The following is a 17,358-nucleotide window of genomic DNA, read 5'->3' on the forward strand; positions in this document are numbered from 1 at the left end:
GCGCGGGGAACTGCGCGATCTTTTGTTACGGGTTACGGGTTACGGGACTATCTTCAGGAGGCGGTTGGGGGAGCCTGTGCCGGGGGACGTGACCTTGCCGGTGGTGGCGCCGTTCGTCAGGGCCGTGGCGACCTGGGCCGGAGTGGCCGAGGTGTGCCCGGCCAGGTACACCGCCGCCGCGCCCGCGACATGCGGCGTGGCCATCGACGTACCCGAGATCGTGTTCGTCGCGCTGTCACTCGTGTTCCAGCCCGCCGTGATCGACGACCCGGGCGCGAAGATGTCCAGCACGGAACCGTAGTTGGAGTAGCTGGCCTTGGCGTCCGTGCTGGTGGTCGCGCCCACGGTGATCGCCGCGGCGACCCGCGCGGGCGAGTACGACGACGCGTTGGCGCTGCTGTTGCCCGCCGCCACCGCGTAGGTCACCCCGCTCGCGATGGAGTTGGACACCGCCGCGTCCAGCGTGGAGGAGGCGCCGCCGCCGAGCGACAGGTTGGCCACCGAGGGGCCGCTGTGGTTCGCGGTGACCCAGTTGATGCCGGCGATGACGCCCGCCGTGGTGCCGGACCCGGCGTTGTCGAGCACGCGGACCGCCACGATCTTCGCCTTCTTGGCGATGCCGTAGGTCGAGCCCGCGATGGTCGTGGCCACGTGCGTGCCGTGACCGTTGCCGTCGGAGGCGACGGTGTCGCCGTCCACGGCGTCGTAGCCGTAGCTGGCCCGCCCGCTGATCTGCGTGTGCGTGATGCGTACGCCGGTGTCGATGACGTACGCCGTCACCCCGCTGCCCGCCGAGTCCGGGTAGGTGTACGTGCCGGACAGCGGCAGCGACGCCTGGTCGGAGCGGTCCAGGCCCCAGGGCGCGTTGGACTGGGTGGTGTCGCTCGCCCGCACGATCTGGTTCTGCTCGACCGTGGCCACCGACGGGTCGGCGGCGAGTCTGCGGGCCTCGGTCGCGGAGAGGTTCGCCGAGTAGCCGTTCAGCGCGGCGCCGAACGTCTTGGCGACGGTGCCGCCGTACCCCTTGATCAGGCTCTTGCCCCGGTCCGAGGAGGCCTTGAAGCCGGCGCCCTTCTTGAGGGTGACGATGTAGCTGTCCTTGACGGCGGTGGGGGAGTCCGCCGCCAGGACCCGGCCCTCGGCCGGCGCGGCCTGGGCGGGGAGGGCGGTGACGGCGCCGAGCAGGGCGGCGGTCACCACGGAGGTCGCCGCGGCGATCCGGATCTTCTTGCTACGCAGCTGTGCCATTACGAGGGATTCCTCCTCATGGGCGGCGCGCGCCTGGGATGGGGCGCGCGTCTGTGGGGGGTGCGCAGGTGATTGCGCGCACGGCCAGGAGCGTCGCGTTCCGCTACCGGTTGATACAGCAGCGTGATCGATCTACGGGCGTAGCTCAAGGGAGTTGAGGGTATGTCACATGTCTGTCATGAGCACGCAATCGAACGTGTGGTGAACGTCAGGGAGAACTACCTGCCTGTCCGGAAAAGTCTTGGCATGAACACTTCCTGGCGACACGTGCGGCTGGTACCAAAGTCACGGCAGAGATCCTGCTAAAGGGAGGTTCCATGAGACGTTCCCGACTTACGGCATACGTGACCTCACTTCTCCTCGCCGCCGCCCTCGCCCTCACCGGGGCAGCGACGGCCCAGGCGTCCCAACAAGCCGCCGCCACGGGCTATGTGGCCCTCGGCGACTCCTACTCCTCCGGCGTCGGCGCGGGCAGCTACATCAGCTCCAGCGGCGACTGCAAGCGCAGCACGAAGGCCTACCCCTACCTCTGGGCGGCCGCGCACTCACCCTCGTCCTTCAACTTCACCGCTTGCTCGGGCGCCCGTACGGGTGATGTTCTGGCGAACCAGCTGGGCCCGCTCAACTCCGGCACGGGCCTCGTCTCGATCTCCGTCGGCGGCAACGACGCCGGTTTCGCCGACGTCATGACGACCTGCGTCCTGCAGTCCGACAGCGCCTGCGTCGCCCGCGTCAACACGGCGAAGGCGTACGTCGACTCGACACTCCCCGGCAAGCTCGACGCGGTCTACTCGGCGATCAGCGCCAAGGCCCCGGCGGCCCAGGTGGTCGTCCTGGGCTACCCCCGCTTCTACAAGCTGAGCGGCAGCTGCCTGGCCGGTCTCTCCGAGACGGAACGGGCCGCCATCAACGGCGCCGCCGACTACCTGGACAGCGCCATCGCCAAGCGCGCCGCCGACCACGGCTTCACGTTCGGTGACGTACGCCCCACCTTCACCAACCACGAGATCTGCTCCGGCAGCGCCTGGCTGCACAGCGTCAACTGGTTGAACATCGGCGAGTCCTACCACCCGACCGCCGCCGGCCAGTCGGGCGGCTACCTGCCCGTTTTCACGTCCGCGGCCTGACCGCCTTGTCCGGGGCCAGTGCCTGAGGCGAACCGGAGCCGGAGGTCCCGCCCGTCGGGGCCTCCGTCTCGCACGTCACCGAGAAGGGCACCTGGTTCGACTTGGTCTGCTGCGGGCTGCGGACCTCCACACCGATCTTGTTCGTGAGCGTCCCGGACGTGTCGTACGTCGTCAGGACGACCGTGTTCTGCTTGCTCTTCCCGCCGCCCTGCGGGAACGAGAGCGTCTTCCAGCCGGGGTCGGACACCTCGCCGGTCTCCGTCACCCAGCGGTACTGCACATCGACCGGTACGACGCCCACGGTGAACGTCGCCGTGAAGGTCGGAGCCCCCGCCTCGGGCGGCGGACAGGCACCGGTGTAGTCGGTGTGCGAGCCCGAGACCGTCACCTTCACGGACTGGGTGGGCGCGGGCGTCGTACTCCCGCCGCCCGTGGTCGAGCCGCCGTCCGACCCGCTCGTACCGGAGTCCTCCGTCGTCGAGCCGCCGTCGCTGCCGCCTCCGTCGCTCCCACCGCTGTCGTTCCCGCCCGTCGAGCCGCCGCTGGTGGTCCCGCCGTTCGAGCTGTCGGCGCCGTTCCCGCCGCCGCCCCCGTCGCCGCGGTTGATCAGCGCGTAGCTCAGGCCCGCGATGGCCAGGGCGAGAGCGGCCAGACCCGCGATCATCACGATCATGGCGCGCCGGGGACGGTCGGGCTGTGCGGTCGTCGTCGTAGCGGTCGGGGTCTGCGGCCCCGGCGCGGCGGGCGAGTACGCCGGCACCGGGGACGGCCGGGTCGCGTCCCCCTGGCCCTGCTGCGGGAAGGCGGCGACCGTCGGCGCGTAGGGGACGGTGCCCGTACGGGGCGTACCGCCGGCCGCGACGAGCCGCAGGTCCCGCTCCGCGTCCTCGGCCGACATGCGCTCCACCGGGTCCTTGCGCAGCAGCCCTTCGATGACCGGAGCGAGCGGACCCGCCCGCAGCGGCGGCGGCAACTCCTCGTCGACGACCGCGCGCAGCGTGCTGAGCGGGGTGTTCTGCCGGAACGGCGAGTTCCCCTCGACGGCCGCGTACAGGAGCACGCCGAGCGACCACAGGTCCGACTCGGGCCCCGGCGTACGCCCCAGCGCCCGCTCCGGGGCGAGGAACTCGGGCGAACCGATCACCTCGCCGGTCATCGTGAGCGCCGAACTGCCCTCGACGGTGGCGATGCCGAAGTCGGTGAGCACGATGCGGCCGTCGTTCGACAGCAGCACGTTGCCTGGCTTCACGTCCCGGTGCAGGACCCCCGCCTCGTGCGCGGCCCGCAGCGCGGCGAGCACCTCCGCGCCGATGTGGGCGGCGCGCTGCGGGGGCAACGGGCCCTCGGCGTCCAGCGCGTCCGACAGCGCGATCCCGCGGATCAGCTCCATCACGATCCACGGGCGGCCGTCCTCCGTCGCCACGTCGTAGACCGTCACCACATTGCGGTTCGAGATCCGGGCCGCGGCCCACGCCTCACGCTCCAGGCGGGCGTACATCCGCTCGGCGTCGGGGCCCGGCAGCCCGCCCGGGGCCCGTACCTCCTTGACGGCGACCTCGCGGTGCAGCACCTCGTCGCGGGCCCGCCACACCGTCCCCATCCCGCCCTCGCCCAGCGGCGAGAGAAGACGGTAGCGGCCCGCGATCACACGTTCACTGCCCGGCTCTTCGGACACGGGCGTCCCCCATTCGCATCCGCACGATTCTGAACAAAAGTAGCTCAACCGAGTGCGGTTGCCGCCCCCTTGAACACCAAACCGGCCCCAAGGGCCACTACTACGAACGCGGATCCGAGCGGTGTGGCCCGGCGGACCAGCACCGCGGTCCTGCCGCCCGACCAGCGGGCGCCGTTCTCGATGGCCTTCGCCACCCGGCTGCCGACCCTGACCACGGCGAACCCGGCCGCCGTGAGGGTGAGCGCGAGCCCGGCCCCGTACGCGAGGACGAGCAGCAGCCCGAACCAGGCCTTGCCGAGCGCCGCCGCGCCGACGAGCACGACCACGGCGGAGGGACTGGGGACGAGACCTCCCGCGAAGCCGAGGAGCAGCGTGTCCTTGAGCTTGAGCGCCGGGGCGTGCGAGTGACTGTGCGGGTGCGGGTGCGGGTGCGGGTGCGGGTGCGCATGCGCGTGCCCATGGCTCTGCCCGTGCCCGTGCCCGTGCTCGTGCTCGTCCTCGTGACGGTGCTTGTGCCCCTCGCCGTCCGCCTGTCCGTGCTCGTGCCCGTCGCCGTGGTCGTGCGTGTGCGCCGGGCCGTGGCTGTGCGTGTGGCCGGGGCCGTGGCTGTGTGAGTGGGAGTGGCCGTGCCCGTGTCCGCGCTGCTGCCAGGCCCTGCGTACGAGGGTCGCGCCGGCCACCGTGACGATGACACCGCTCGTCACGCCCAGCCAGGCGATCACCGAGGGCGCGGCGGCCGAACCGGCGGTGACCAGGATGCCCAGGGCGACCACGCCGAGGGTGTGGGTGACGGTCACGGAGGCGGCGAGCGGCAGCACGTCACGCATCGTGGCGTTGCCGCGCGCGGCGGCCGTGGCCGCCATGATGGTCTTGCCGTGTCCCGGAGCCAGCGCGTGCAGCGCGCCGAGCAGTACGGCGATGCCCAGCGCCAGCGCGGCGAAGCCCAGGGTCAGATCGTGGCGGGAGACCAGGTCGTCCAGCGCGCGCGTGAAGCGGTCGGCGCCGCGCGGCAGCACGGACGAGGCGGGCGCGTCGGTGTCCTCCTCGACGAGCGCGGGACCACCGGGGCGCACGCGCAGCGAGGCGGACGCCGTGTCGGCGGGCGACGACAGCAACTTCGCCGGATATTTCGTCAGTTCACCCGAGACGGACTTCTCGGGTACGTCGGAGGAGGCGAGCGTCATCCGGTCGCCGCGCGCCGTGACCTCGCGCCAGCCCGGTCCGTCGTCCACGGAGGCGCGGAAGCGCAGCGCCAGGTTCCCGTCGGACAGGGGAGCCGTCCAACGGCACTCCACCCGGAGCGTCTTGAGGCCTGCCTGCCCGGGCCGCACACGGGCGCGGCTCTCACCGACGGTGAGCGCGGCAGGCTTGCCGCCCACGGTCACCCGGCTCCTCCCGGCCGCCGTCCCGCACCGCTCGCGGGCCCAACTCCCCATACCCGCCTTGTCGATGGCGGGCTGCGCCTGGGTCGCCGGGATCTCCGCGAGGTCCTCCACATGCAGGACGCGCAGCTCTCCGGGCGCGACGACCAGACCGTCGTACCGGTTGACGGTGAAGTTCCCCAGCGGGTGCGCCGAAGCCGTCCCGGAAGGGATCAGCACGAGCGCGCAGACTGCCAGGAGCACGGTCGCGCAGGACCCGTACACACGGCGGCGCACGGTCGCCCGCCGGTTGCGGGTGAGGCGGGAACGGAGGCTGCGCGGTCCGCGCAGGGTGGGGGCGCTCACCGGGCACCGCCCAGGGCGGCCAGGGTCTCCCCGGCCTGCTTCGCGCCCACCGGCGAGAAGCCGGGGTTGAGTTCGAGCGCCGACGACAGGCTGCCGCGGGCCTCCTTCTCGTGGCCCGTGGCGCGTTCGATCATGCCGCGGTGGTAGAGGAACGTGGCGTCGCGGTAACCGGTCGCCGTGGCGCGCCGGGCGTACGCCAGGGCCTCGTCGTCACGGCCGTTGACGTGCAGGGCCCAGGCGAGCGCGTCCGCGGTGTGCACGGTGTGGCGGCGCTTCCACTCCGCGCGAGCGGCGCGCAGGGCGGCCTCGCGGTCGCCGTGGTCCGCCGCCGCCAGGGCGGTGTCCAGATCGGCGTTGACGCCGTTGGCGCGGGCCAGCGAGGTCCAGGCGTCGACCAGCGCGTACTGGTCGCGGGCCTTCGCCGGGTCGCCCTCGTCGTCGCGTGCCTCGTACAGCTCGCCGAGCACGACCAGCGGTCCCGGCAGCGGGAAGCGCGCCACGACCTCCTCCATCCCGCGGATGGCCGCCGCCCGGTCGCCGTTCGCGGCCTGCGCGCGGGCGCGGCCCTCCAGCGCCGGCAGATAGGTCCTGTCGGCCCGCAGCGCCCGCTCGTAGTACGTCAGCGCCGTCCCGTAGTCGCCCTCGCGCCACGAGAGCTGGCCCAGGGAACCCGCCACGTACGCGATGTCCCCGGGCGCGGTGGCCCCGGACAGCGCCTGCTTGAGGACACGGCGTGCCGTGCCGATGTCGCCGCGCAGCTCGCGCACATAGGCGTACCGGGTGAAGACCGGGACGCCCGGGCGGCGGGAGTCGGCCTCGTCGGCGGCCTTCGCCGCCTCCTTGTAGCGGCCCAGCTCGACCAGGGCGTCGATACGGACCGACAGCGCGCGCTCGTTGAAGGCGTTCTCGTCCAGCGCCTTCTCCGAGAAGGCCAGCGCCTCGGGGAACTCGTGCCGGGCCGCGGCCAGCGCCGCCCGCCCGGCCAGCGCCGGATCGTTGTCGGGGCTCAGCTCCAGCGACCGCTCCAGCGCGCGCTGCGCCTGCGGATAGCGGGACGGGTCGCCGTTGGTGCGGGCCTGTTCGACATAGGCCATGCCCAGGGTGGCCCAGCCGCCGGAGTCCTTGGGCTGCGCCTTGAGATGGGACTGCAGTGCGGAGATGCCCGAGGCCAGGCTGCCGCCGGCCAGCAGTTCGGGATTGAGGCCGGGCGCCGACGCCACCGTGCCGCCTTCGTCGCCGTCCCTGTTGCCCAGCACCACGGCCCCCGCGGTCATCGCGACCGCGAGAGCGACGGCGCATGCCGCGAGCTGCAGCGCCCGGGACCGCCCGGATCCCCGGCGTTCCCCGGGAGCGGGCTGAGGATGATCGGTCCCGGCTGTCCCCGCCGTGTCGGCCGCACTTACCGTCCCGGCCGTCCCGGCCGCCCCTGCCGTCTCGACCGTCCCCGTCGTGCCGGCCGCACTTGCCGTCTCGGCCGTCCCCGTCGTGGTGGCCGTCGCGGCCGTCGTGGCCGTTCCCGTCGGCTCGGCAGGTGTCTCTGCCGTCCCGGCCGGGTCGGCGGCCTCGTCGACGAGGTCCCTCTCCTGCGCGTCGTCGTTGCTCCGCGGGGACATTGCGCTCTCCTCAATCGCCATGCTGGAAAAGGTCGTTCACGTGGTGGATGCGTTCGCCGCGGTGGGTGGCGCGGCCCGTGCGCCGTGGGGGACGGTTACGCACGGACCGCGCCAGTCAGGGATGCCGGCCGGCCGCGGTCAGTACGACCGGCGGCGGCTGCGCCACCAGAGCAGACCCGTGCCGACGAGCAGGAACCCTGCCGCGCCCGAGGCCGCCGAGACGGCGATCAGCGTGGTGTCGTCCATACCGCCCGTGCCGCTCGCGCCGGCGGGCTGCAGCGCGTCACCGAGCTGGTTGCGGACGTCGTTGGTGCCGGTCGTGCCCTTGGCCAGCGGCCCGCGGGAACCCGAGGTCGGCTGACCGACGTACGGGAACGTCTTCTCGAACTTCACGTCGTTCTTGTCGACGGCGTCACCCAGGTCGTTCTTGGAGCCGACCAGTTCGCCCTCGACGACCTGCAGCGCGATGTCCAGCACGTCGTCGCCGAGGCGGCGGCCGTTCGGGAAGCCCGCGTTGTCGCCGTCCAGCACGCCGAGACGCTTCTCCTCGGCGGCCGGCTTGGTGGAGGTGTTGAGGCGCAGCATCTCCGAAGGACGCACGTTCGGGGGCTGGTTGAGGCCCTCGACACCCTTCAGGAACACGTCGACCAGGTCGTTGCGCGGCTCGTCGGGCGCCTTGATCTTGTAGATCGCCTCGATGAGCTTCGGCAGCTCGGGGTTGGTGACGTTCTTCAGGAAGTCACCGTCGTTCCAGGGCGCGGACGCGTTGAACTTGTCCTTGTCCTTGAGCGGGTTGACGACCTCGTTCACAAGCGGCATGCCCAGGCGCGAGACCTGGCGGTAGTGGCCGCTCGCGTTCTTGCGCTGCGTCGTCGACCAGATGCCCACGATCGGCTGGTCGGCCGACTCCTGGATCACGTCGTTCGGGAGCTGCAGGGCGACGGAGTTGACGTTGTAGCCCTTGAGGGTGTCGTTGCCGACCTCGGACAGGTTCCCGCCGTACAGCAGGTCGAAGACGCGCAGGTCGAGGAAGAACGGGTCGTCCGCCTGACCGGCGAACGTGGTGGCCCCGCCCGGCAGTTCGTGCACGGCCTGGGAACGGAGCTTGGCGTAGTCCGGCATGGACGCCTTGCCGACGTTGGACGGCGCGACCGCCACGTCGTCCGCGTACTTCGTCTTCTTGACCAGGTGCTGGTCCTTGAGCTGCAGCAGGTCTATGTCGTACGTCTGCGTGATGTTCAGGTCCGGGTCGTCGAGGCTCTCGACCGGTCCGGTGTTGTACAGGAAGGTCTTGTCGTTCTTGACGTGCGTCTTGAACGTGTAGCGGAAGACCAGTTCGCCCTGCGCGTCACCGTTGTTGTCGATGTGCAGGTCGTACTGGGCGTCCTCGGCGAACGGGAAGAAGTTCGGTCCGCCGGCCGGCTCCTCGAACGGGATCCAGTTGGCGATGATGGTCGTCGTATCCGGTTTGTCGGGGCTCGCGAACGCGTACACGTCGGTGTTGTCGTACTGCGGCTGCCCCGAGATGAGCGGAGCCTCCCGGTGACTGGAGGCGCTCGCCGCCCCCGGTTCGAGCGCGGTCACGCCGACGGCCGCGAGCCCGCCGGTGGCCAGCGCACCGCAGACAAGGGTCGCGAGGCTCCTGCGTCCCACGAACCCGCTGGTGAAAGGTGTCATGCCGTCCGTCCTCTGTCCCAAAGCTGTGTTCCGGCGGTGATGTGGCGGAAGCGACCTGTCGATCTGTCGACCGGTCCGCCCCCACGCTCGTCCCGCGTCGGTGGGTGATGCCTGATGCACGCCATTCGGAGCCGGGGGGAGAAAGGATTGGTTCGACATTCACCCGCGTTTTCGAGCGGCTGATCCGTAACCCCATCCGACGGCGTTCCTGCGCCGAATACGTGAGGACGGGACGAGCCGTTCAGACCTGCGGAGGGGGAAACGGGTGGAGGCGGACGAACTTCTGGTGCTCGTGGCCGGAGGCGACCAGAAGGCCTTCGAGGATCTGTACGCCGTGGTGTCCGGGCCGGTCTTCGGGCTGGTACGCCGGGTGGTGCGCGATCCGGCCCAGTCCGAGGAAGTCGCGCAGGAGGTGTTACTCGAACTCTGGCGCTCCGCCGCGCGCTACGACCCCGGCCGCGGCAGCGCACTCGCCTGGGTCCTGACCCTCGCGCACCGCAGGGCCGTCGACCGGGTCCGCAGCGCCCGCTCCGCGACCGAACGCGAACTGCGCATGGCACGGCGGGCGAACGGCCCCGCCTTCGACCATGTCGCCGAAGAGGTCGAGGCCGGCCTCGAACGGGAATGGGTACGCCGCTGCCTCGACCGGCTCACCGCCCTGCAACGACAGTCCGTCACCCTCGCCTACTACGACGGCTACACCTACCGTGAGGTCGCCGAACGGCTCTCCCTGCCGCTCGGGACGGTCAAGACCCGTATGCGCGACGGACTCACACGGCTGCGCGACTGCCTCGGAGGTGTCGCATGAGCACCCTCTTCCGCCGCGGTGATCTGCACTCGCTGGCCGCCCCGTACGCCCTCGACGCCCTGGAACCCCATGAGCACAAGCGATTCGAGAAGCACCTGAAGCGCTGCGACAGCTGCGCCGCCGAGGTGCGCGCCCTGCGCGAGGACGCGGTCCGCCTCGCCTGGTCCACGGCCGCCCCGGCCCCCGCCGCGCTGCGCGACCGGGTCCTGACGGCCATCCGGACGACCCCTCAGGAACCGGCCTCCGCGGAACCCCAGCCGCGCGCCCGCGTGGAACGGCCGCCGTCCCGCGCCCGCCGCTCACCCTTCTCGGTCTTCCTCGTCCCGCTCGCCTCCACCACGGCCGCCGCCGCTCTCGTCGTCGCCGCGCTCTTCGGCATGCAGGCCTCCCGGACGCAGGACGAGCTGAGCGAACAGCGGGCACGGGCGAGTGAGATCGCCCACGTTCTCGCGGCGCCGGACGCACGGGCCGCCGCCGGACGTGACGCGAACGGCCAGGGCATCGGTGTCGTCGCGTCCGCCTCGCAGAAGACCGCCGTCGTCACCTCGGCCGGGCTCGGTACGCCTTCGAACGAAAGGGTCCACCAGCTGTGGCTCATGCGACCGGAGGGGAAACCGCGTTCCCTGGGACTCCTTGACGGCGACACGCCCTTGATTGCCACCGGACTGAACACGGACGCGACCTCACTCGCTGTCACCGTCGAGCCGCCCGGCGGCTCCCCGCAGCCCACCACCGCACCGGTTGTCCAACTCGCCCTGAAATCGCTCGGATTCGGAGAGTAATCGTCAACCCCCTTTGCGGGTAGGTGAATCCCGTGCCCGGGATACACGAGTGTGATGAGGGAGCGATAGGGTTAACCTGCCCGGGCCGGGTGCCCTCGTATGGGTGGGGAGTGACATGGAACAGATAACAGTGCGTGGCAGGGCGCGAGTCCCTGCGATCACGTGTGGGAGCAGCGCGACCAGTTCGCGCCTCGACCGCCATCTTTCGGTGATGGGTGGCCCCGCCATCCCTCAGCGCGAGGCGGCCGAGGCGACGTCCCTGATGCGTGAACTGACCGCACGTGACACCGCGCACGACCGCACCGGCAGGAGTGCGCGCGTGCGGCGGGTCTCGCTCTTCGCACCGCTGCGCCGGCTGCGCCGTTCCCTGTTCGGCGGCCGCTGACAGGCGACCCCGGTCGCCGAGAGGCGGCCGAAACCGAGCAGGAACAGCACAATCAGCAGCATCGGTAGGACCAGCAGGCCCCAGCAGGACCAGCAGAACCCCGACCCGCGCTCAGGCGGACACACCGTCCCGGCGCAGTGCTGCGATCTCATCGTCCGTCATCCCCACGGCACGCAGCACCGCCTCGGTGTGTTCCCCGAGTGCGGGTACGGGCCCCATCCTCGCCGCCTCCCCGCCCGGCAGAGTGATCGGCGGCAGCAGAGCCCGCAGCGGCCCGACCGGTGACCGGACATCCCGCCACCGGTCCCTGGCCGCCAGCTGCGGATGCTCCGCCACGTCCGAGACGTCCCTCAGCAGCGCACAGGCGATCCCGGCCGCTTCGAGCCGCGTCACCGCCTCCTTCGCGGTGAGCCCCGCGAGCGCTGCGGCGACCAGTCCGTCCGTACGGTCCCGGTTCTCCACCCGGGCCGCGTTCGTCGCGTACGCCGGATCGTGGGCCACCTCCGGCCGCTCCAGCACCTGTTCGGCGAGGCGGCACCACTCCCGGTCGTTCTGCACCGACAACAGCACGCGACCGCCGTCACCCGTCGGATAGCCGTCGTACGGGGCGATGACGGCGTGCGCGAGCCCCGTGCGCGCCGGGGGAGTTCCTCCGTGCATCGCATGGTGCAGGGGATGCCCCATCCACTCGGCCAGCGCGTCCAGCATCGCCACCTCCACCGGGCCGCCGCGGCCGGTCGTCCCGCGCCGCACCAGGGCCGCGAGCACCCCTGAGAACGCGTACATCGCCGCCGCGATGTCGGCCGCCGGGATGCCCGCCTTGACCGGCTGGTCGGCCGTCCCGGTCACGGACACCAGGCCCGCCTCGCACTGCACGAGCATGTCGTACGCCCGCTTGCCGGCGTACGGACCCGAGGGTCCGTAACCCGAGATGTCCACGGCGATCAGCCGTGGGTGCGCGGCGCACAGGGTCGCCGCGTCGAGGCCCAGCCGCGCGGCGGCGCCCTGCGCGAGGTTCTGTACGAAGACGTCGGCGCCGGCGATCAGGCGGCGGACCACGTCGACTCCGCGCGGGTCCTTGAGGTCCAGGGCGACGGACTCCTTGCCGCGGTTGCACCAGACGAAGTGCGAGGCGAGTCCGTTCGCGGCGGTGTCGTAACCGCGCGCGAAGTCGCCGCCGTCGAGGCGTTCGACCTTGATGACCCGCGCGCCCAGGTCGGCCAGTTGCCGGGTGGCGAAGGGGGCGGCTACGGCCTGTTCCACGGCGACGACGGTGATGCCCTCCAGGGGCAGGGGGTGCGGCTCCATGTGGGGATCATGACCCGCGGGTGGCGGCTTTGTCATGGATGGGCCGAGGGGTCGAGGGGGGCGAGGGGTTGGGGGGTGGGGACTGTAGGTCGGGTGTTGGCTGCGGGTGCGTGGGGGTTGGCCGCGCAGTTCCCCGCGCCCCTTAGCCGGCGGGGGTGGCGCGTTGGGTGGTTGGGTGCGGGTCCGTTGGGGCTGGTCGCGCAGTTCCCCGCGCCCCTTTGGGGCGGGGTGGGGGTCAGCGTTTGCCGTTTGCGTACCTGTGGATCGCGAGTGGCATGAAGATCGCTATGAGGGCCGTGCACCAGGCCAGTGAGCCTGCGACGGGGTGGGTCACCGGCCAGGCGCCGTCGGTCGGTACCGGCGCGTTGCCGAACAGGTCCCGCAGGGCCGTGGTGACCGCGCTGATCGGGTTCCACTCGGCGAGCGTGCGCAGCCAGCCCGGCAGGTTGTCCGTCGGGATGTACGCGTTCGACAGCAGCGGCAGCATGAAGGTCGCGCCCCCGAGCTGCCCGGCTGCCTCCTCGCTGCGTGAGGCGAGCCCCAGCAGGATGCCGATCCACGTGGTCGCGAACCGGAACAGCAGCAACAGCCCCACGGCGGCGGCCGCTTCGAGCGCGGAGCCCTCGATCCGCCAGCCCACCGCGAGCCCCACGAGCAGGAACGGCACGGTACCGGCCGCGGTGACGACGAGATCGGCGGCGGCCTGCCCGAGCGGTACGGCGGCCCTGCTCACCGGCAGCGTACGGAAGCGGTCCGTGACACCCCGGTGCGCGTCCTGGGCCGCCTGGAACATGCCGGTCATGATGCCGTTGGCGGCCGTCGCGACCAGCAGCCCCGGCACCAGGAAGGCCCGGTACTCCTCGCCCGGCACGGCCAGCGCGCTGCCGAAGACGTACCCGAAGAACAGCAGCATCGTCACCGGCATGGTCTGGGTGAGGATCAGCAGACCGGGGTTGTGCCGGATGCGGCGCAGCTGGCGGCCCAGCATCGCGGTTCCGTCGTACGCCAGGGCGGAGACGGGTGCGGGTGTGGGTGCGCTCATGTCACGAGCTCCTTCTGGTCGGTGCGGTCGTCGGTGCCGTCGTCGGTGCGGTCGTCGGTCAGGCGGAGGAAGACGTCGTCGAGGGTCGGCGGGCGCAGGCTCACGTCGAGCAACGGCACACCGGCGGCGTCGAGTTCGCGTACCAGCCGGGGGAGCGTGAGCGTCGGGTCGGTGGTGACCGCGCCGACGGCGTGCCGCTCCCGGTCGAGGGCCGGCGCGGAGCCGGTCAGCCGGTCCAGCACGGCCGCCGCGCCCGTCATCGCGTCCGCGTGGGCGACGACCGCTTCCGCGTACGAGCCGATGAGCGCCTTGAGTGCGGCGGGCGTACCCGAGTGCGCGGCCCGGCCGCGGTCCACCAGCACGATGTCGTCGGCGAGCTGGTCCGCCTCCTCCAGGTACTGGGTGGTGAGCAGGACGGTCGTGCCCTCGGACCGCAGGGCGCGCACGGCCTCCCAGATCTGGTTGCGGCTGTGCGGGTCGAGGCCCGTCGTCGGCTCGTCGAGGAAGAGCACGGCGGGCCGGGTGAGCAGGCAGGCGGCGAGATCGAGACGGCGTCGCATGCCGCCCGAGTAGGTGGACGCGGTCCGGTCGGCCGCGTCGGTCAGCTCGAAGCGTTCGAGCAGGTCGTCGGCCCGGGCGGCGGCCTTCGGGAGGCGGTGCAGCCTCGCGAACAGCCGCAGGTTCTCGCGGCCGGTCAGGTCGCCGTCCACCGAGGCGTACTGCCCGGTGACGCCGATCGCGCGGCGCACGGCGGCCGGTTCCCGTACGAGATCGTGCCCCGCGATCCGGGCGGACCCGGCGTCGGGCCGCAGCAGGGTGGTGAGCAGCCGTACCGCCGTGGTCTTGCCCGCGCCGTTGGGGCCGAGCAGTCCGCAGACCGTCCCCTCCGCCACCGCGAGATCCAGCCCGCGCAGGGCGTGGACGTCCCCGAAGCGCTTCTCCAGACCTTCACTAAGTACGCCGTACGTAGTAGTCATGGCTCGACCATAGCGCATTACGTACGCTGTACGTAACTAGGATGGTGGCGACAGGTTCCACCGATGGCAGGGCTGGCGACACCGATGGCAGGACGTGCCGACGTACCCGAAGTGATCTGGGCCCGACCCGAGCGCACGGGACGGGGGCCGAGGCCCGCGTTCACCCGGGCCGACATCGCGGCGGCGGCCGTGCGGATCGCGGACGCGCAGGGGCTCGACGCCGTGTCGATGCGGCACGTGGCGGCCGAACTGGGCTGCGGGACGATGTCGCTCTACAACTACGTGCCGCGCAAGGAGGACCTGTACGAGCTGATGGTCGACGCCGTCAGCGCGGAGCACGAGCTGTGGGAGCCGGCGGGGGACTGGCGGGCCGACATGCTCCGGGTCGCGTACCAGGGGCGGGCGCTGATGCACCGGCACCCCTGGCTGCCCGCCCTGATGTCACCGGTGTACGGCTTCAGCCCGAACGCCCTGCGGTATCTGGAGCACTGCCTGGCCTGCCTCGACTCCTTCGACGGTACGTACGGGACGAAGTTCGAGCTGGTCGCGATGGTCAACGGCGTGGTGACGACGTACGTCGGCAACGAACTGGCCACCGCCGAGCGGGCGCGGGCGCTGCCGTGGTCCGAGGAGCGGGAGAACGCGGTGCGGGGGGCGTATCTGGGGGGTCAGGTGGCCAGTGGGGCTTATCCGCGGATGGCTGCGGCGTTCGCGGAGGATTCCGGGCCGATTGATCTGGGGGCGGTGTTTCGGCGGGCGTTGGAACGGGTGCTTGACGGGTTTGACCCGTCTCGCTGAAGGGTGCCTGGAGGGGTTGTTCTGTGGCTGCGGGTGCGTCGTGGCTGGTCGCGCAGTTCCCCGCGCCCCTTAAAGGCAAAAGACTGCGCCGTTCCCCGCGCCCCTTGGGGGGTTACAGGAGGGTGAATTGGCCCTCTGGGCCCTCCTCCTTGTGGGTCAGGACCGAGGCCGGGTGGCGGGTTTGTGGGGGAGGCGGGAGGACTTCCGCCTGGTGGAGGTCCGTTGTGGTGATGGGGGACCTGAGCGTCAGCTCCTGCTGCTGTGTCCGCAGTTCGGACAGCAGGGTCAGGATGGTCACCAGTTCCAGGAGGTCCGTGGTCCAGGGCTGGGGCCAGGCCGTGGGGCGCACGGCCTCCAGCGTGCCCGGCTCGGGGCGCGTGATCCGGCTGCCGAACCACTGGTCCAGGACGCGGACGCCGCCGACCTCGAAGTCCCAGGCCGCGGGCGGGACGGGGGAGATACGGCCCTCGTCGAGATGGAGGGTCTCCTCCTCGCGGTCGTAGCGGAGTTCGACCGGGAAGGGCGGCAGCGGAGCCCGTACGTACGGGCGTCGGCCGCCGGGCAGCTTGGGGCGCTCTCCGTCGCGGCGCATCAGCCACAGCATGCGGTGGCCCAACTCCGTACCGCGGGTCCATAGTTCGGGGTCGGCCGTGAGGGGGACGGTCACTCCGCGCGGTCCCCGGCCGGCGACCGCGACCGTCCAGGCGAGGATGTCGAGCGGGGCGGGGGAGTGGCCGAGGCGTTCGGCCAGGAGGTCCGACAGGCCCGGTGCCAGGTTCGGTTCGAGGCCGCCCGGGCGCCGGAACAGGGGGTGCACGCGGCCGGGGCGGGCGACCGGAGCGGCCTTCACCCCGGAGGGCTTCGGCTGCGGCGGGACCACCGGCAGCACCGACGCGACCAGGAGCGCCGGTCCGTCGGGCGAGGGAGCCTGCTCGACCGCGAACACCTGGTGCTCGTCGGCCACCCGCCACAGCTCGGGGCGCGCCGCGTCGATCAGCCGGTGGTCGGGGATCAGCCACTGCTCGTCGAACGGGCCCGGCTGGATCCGGACCGGTTCCGCGCACGGGCCCGAGGCGCGCGCCAGCCGGCCCGTACCGGAGGCCTGGCCGGGCAGCTGCCCCACGGCCGAGTGCAGGGTCCGCGCGCGGGTGGCGCCGAACAACGCATCCCGGTCGGGCCCTTCGGCCTTCACCAGGGCGTCCCACCGTGCTTTCAGGGACGCCGGGTCGGGGGCCGCCGGCCACGCCCGGCCCAGCCGGGGAGGTGCGACGGACCACGGCATGAGGTCCGCGAGCAGCGGAGCGTCGTCGTGCGTCACGCTCGGCATCGTACGACGTGGCCCGTGGGCGGCGGCCTGGTCCCGCACGCTCAGTGGGCGTCGAGGGTGACGGTGAACGAGAAACGGTCGCCCCGGTAGTGGATGCGGACCACGTCCAGGGCCTGGCCGTCCGCGCCGTGCACGACACCCGTGTAGTGCAGGATCGGGCTCAGCAGCGGGACCTGCAGCAGCCGGGCGGTCTCCGGGTCGGCGAGCCGCGCCTCGACGGTGTCGGTGATCTGGCCGATCCGCGCCCCCGCGACATCCCGCAGGACCTTGGTCATGGGCCAGCGGACCAGATCCTCCGGATCGAACAGGGCCGCCAGCTCCGGCCGCACGTAGTTGCGCGCGTGGTTGGTCGGCTCCCCGGTCTTCTCGTCGCTGCGCAGCCGGTGGTACGTCGCCACCTCCGCCAGATCCGGGAAGTACGCGGAGAGTTCGCCGGACACGGGTTCGCTGCCGTGGTCGAGCAGCTCGGTGGTCATGCCGGACTGCTGGGCCACGATGGCGTCCACCGAGCCGAGGAGGCGCACCGGCGCGCCCCGCAGGGCGCTCGGCTCGATGAACGTGCCGCGTCTGCGGTGCCGCGTGATGAGCCCTTCGTCCTCCAGCTCCTTGAGCGCCTGCCGCATGGTCAGCACGCTCACCCCGTAGTGCTCCGCCAGCCGTTCCTCGGTGGGCAGGCGCAGGGGGTCCTGCGCGGACCGCCCGAGTATCGAGGCGCGCAGGGACTGCGACACCTGATACCAGAGCGGCAGCTTGCGGTTCAGGACGATGGAGTCCGGCGCGAAGGAGGTCACGAGGGTATCCGTACCGGTCGCGGGCGTCGGTTGCAACGGGCGTTCATGACGGGCGGCCACGGGAGACGGCAGT

At 71.8% G+C, this 17,358-nt stretch carries 15 protein-coding genes; 5 read left to right on the forward strand and 10 right to left on the reverse strand.

Features of this window, described 5'->3' with window-relative positions:
- Positions 1–39 precede the first annotated feature (39 nt).
- Positions 40–1,248, reverse strand: coding sequence for a S8 family peptidase (locus ACFWGJ_RS19685; protein WP_387326018.1), 1,209 nt, complete (start codon positions 1,246–1,248; stop codon positions 40–42).
- Between the two features lie 317 nt (positions 1,249–1,565).
- Here ACFWGJ_RS19685 and ACFWGJ_RS19690 point away from each other — a divergent pair, with 317 nt between their 5' ends.
- Positions 1,566–2,375 (forward strand): SGNH/GDSL hydrolase family protein, encoded by an 810-nt coding sequence (locus tag ACFWGJ_RS19690; protein ID WP_387326020.1) that lies wholly within the window; start codon positions 1,566–1,568, stop codon positions 2,373–2,375.
- Here ACFWGJ_RS19690 and ACFWGJ_RS19695 read toward each other — a convergent pair.
- From ACFWGJ_RS19695 to ACFWGJ_RS19710, 4 genes are all read right to left on the reverse strand, one after another.
- Entirely contained in the window at positions 2,359–4,050 is a 1,692-nt protein-coding gene (locus ACFWGJ_RS19695) for a serine/threonine-protein kinase (RefSeq protein ID WP_387326022.1), read from the reverse strand. The genes ACFWGJ_RS19690 and ACFWGJ_RS19695 overlap by 17 nt on opposite strands.
- Before the next feature lie 44 nt (positions 4,051–4,094).
- A complete protein-coding gene (locus ACFWGJ_RS19700; RefSeq protein ID WP_387326059.1) occupies positions 4,095–5,708 on the reverse strand; it encodes a sulfite exporter TauE/SafE family protein in 1,614 nt (537 codons plus the stop codon).
- 65 nt (positions 5,709–5,773) lie between these two features.
- Positions 5,774–7,390 (reverse strand): tetratricopeptide repeat protein, encoded by a 1,617-nt coding sequence (locus tag ACFWGJ_RS19705; protein ID WP_387326024.1) that lies wholly within the window; start codon positions 7,388–7,390, stop codon positions 5,774–5,776.
- Between the two features lie 138 nt (positions 7,391–7,528).
- A complete protein-coding gene (locus ACFWGJ_RS19710; RefSeq protein ID WP_387326026.1) occupies positions 7,529–9,067 on the reverse strand; it encodes a DUF4331 domain-containing protein in 1,539 nt (512 codons plus the stop codon).
- 265 nt (positions 9,068–9,332) lie between these two features.
- On the opposite strand from ACFWGJ_RS19710, the gene ACFWGJ_RS19715 reads away from it, so the two are divergent.
- From ACFWGJ_RS19715 to ACFWGJ_RS19725, 3 genes are all read left to right on the forward strand, one after another.
- Positions 9,333–9,875, forward strand: coding sequence for a sigma-70 family RNA polymerase sigma factor (locus ACFWGJ_RS19715; protein WP_387326027.1), 543 nt, complete (start codon positions 9,333–9,335; stop codon positions 9,873–9,875).
- On the forward strand, positions 9,872–10,657 hold the full coding sequence (locus ACFWGJ_RS19720) for an anti-sigma factor domain-containing protein (protein ID WP_387326030.1): 786 nt from the start codon (positions 9,872–9,874) through the stop codon (positions 10,655–10,657). The genes ACFWGJ_RS19715 and ACFWGJ_RS19720 overlap by 4 nt, the downstream gene beginning before the upstream one ends.
- 115 nt (positions 10,658–10,772) lie before the next feature.
- Positions 10,773–11,042 carry a hypothetical protein gene (locus ACFWGJ_RS19725; RefSeq protein ID WP_107021126.1) on the forward strand — a complete coding sequence of 90 codons (270 nt, stop codon included), beginning with the start codon at positions 10,773–10,775 and terminating at the stop codon, positions 11,040–11,042.
- A gap of 111 nt (positions 11,043–11,153) precedes the next feature.
- Here ACFWGJ_RS19725 and ACFWGJ_RS19730 read toward each other — a convergent pair whose 3' ends face one another.
- The 3 genes from ACFWGJ_RS19730 to ACFWGJ_RS19740 all read right to left on the reverse strand — a co-directional run bounded on the left by ACFWGJ_RS19730 (position 11,154) and on the right by ACFWGJ_RS19740 (position 14,369).
- Positions 11,154–12,350, reverse strand: coding sequence for a CaiB/BaiF CoA transferase family protein (locus ACFWGJ_RS19730; protein WP_387326033.1), 1,197 nt, complete (start codon positions 12,348–12,350; stop codon positions 11,154–11,156).
- A gap of 235 nt (positions 12,351–12,585) precedes the next feature.
- A complete protein-coding gene (locus ACFWGJ_RS19735) occupies positions 12,586–13,392 on the reverse strand; it encodes an ABC transporter permease (RefSeq protein WP_387326035.1) in 807 nt (268 codons plus the stop codon).
- Entirely contained in the window at positions 13,389–14,369 is a 981-nt protein-coding gene (locus tag ACFWGJ_RS19740) for an ATP-binding cassette domain-containing protein (protein WP_387326037.1), read from the reverse strand. Before ACFWGJ_RS19740 ends, ACFWGJ_RS19735 begins: the two co-directional genes overlap by 4 nt.
- 84 nt (positions 14,370–14,453) lie before the next feature.
- On the opposite strand from ACFWGJ_RS19740, the gene ACFWGJ_RS19745 reads away from it, so the two are divergent.
- Complete coding sequence (locus tag ACFWGJ_RS19745) at positions 14,454–15,167, forward strand: TetR/AcrR family transcriptional regulator (protein WP_387326062.1); 714 nt, start codon at positions 14,454–14,456, stop codon at positions 15,165–15,167.
- Between the two features lie 112 nt (positions 15,168–15,279).
- On the opposite strand, the gene ACFWGJ_RS19750 is transcribed toward ACFWGJ_RS19745, so the two are convergent.
- Entirely contained in the window at positions 15,280–16,494 is a 1,215-nt protein-coding gene (locus ACFWGJ_RS19750; RefSeq protein ID WP_387326039.1) for a type ISP restriction/modification enzyme, read from the reverse strand.
- 41 nt (positions 16,495–16,535) lie between these two features.
- Positions 16,536–17,285, reverse strand: coding sequence for a GntR family transcriptional regulator (locus ACFWGJ_RS19755; protein ID WP_387326041.1), 750 nt, complete (start codon positions 17,283–17,285; stop codon positions 16,536–16,538).
- Positions 17,286–17,358: the final 73 nt, after the last annotated feature.

The sequence above is a fragment of the Streptomyces sp. NPDC060205 genome, assembly GCF_042728395.1.
Lineage (GTDB): Bacteria > Actinomycetota > Actinomycetes > Streptomycetales > Streptomycetaceae > Streptomyces.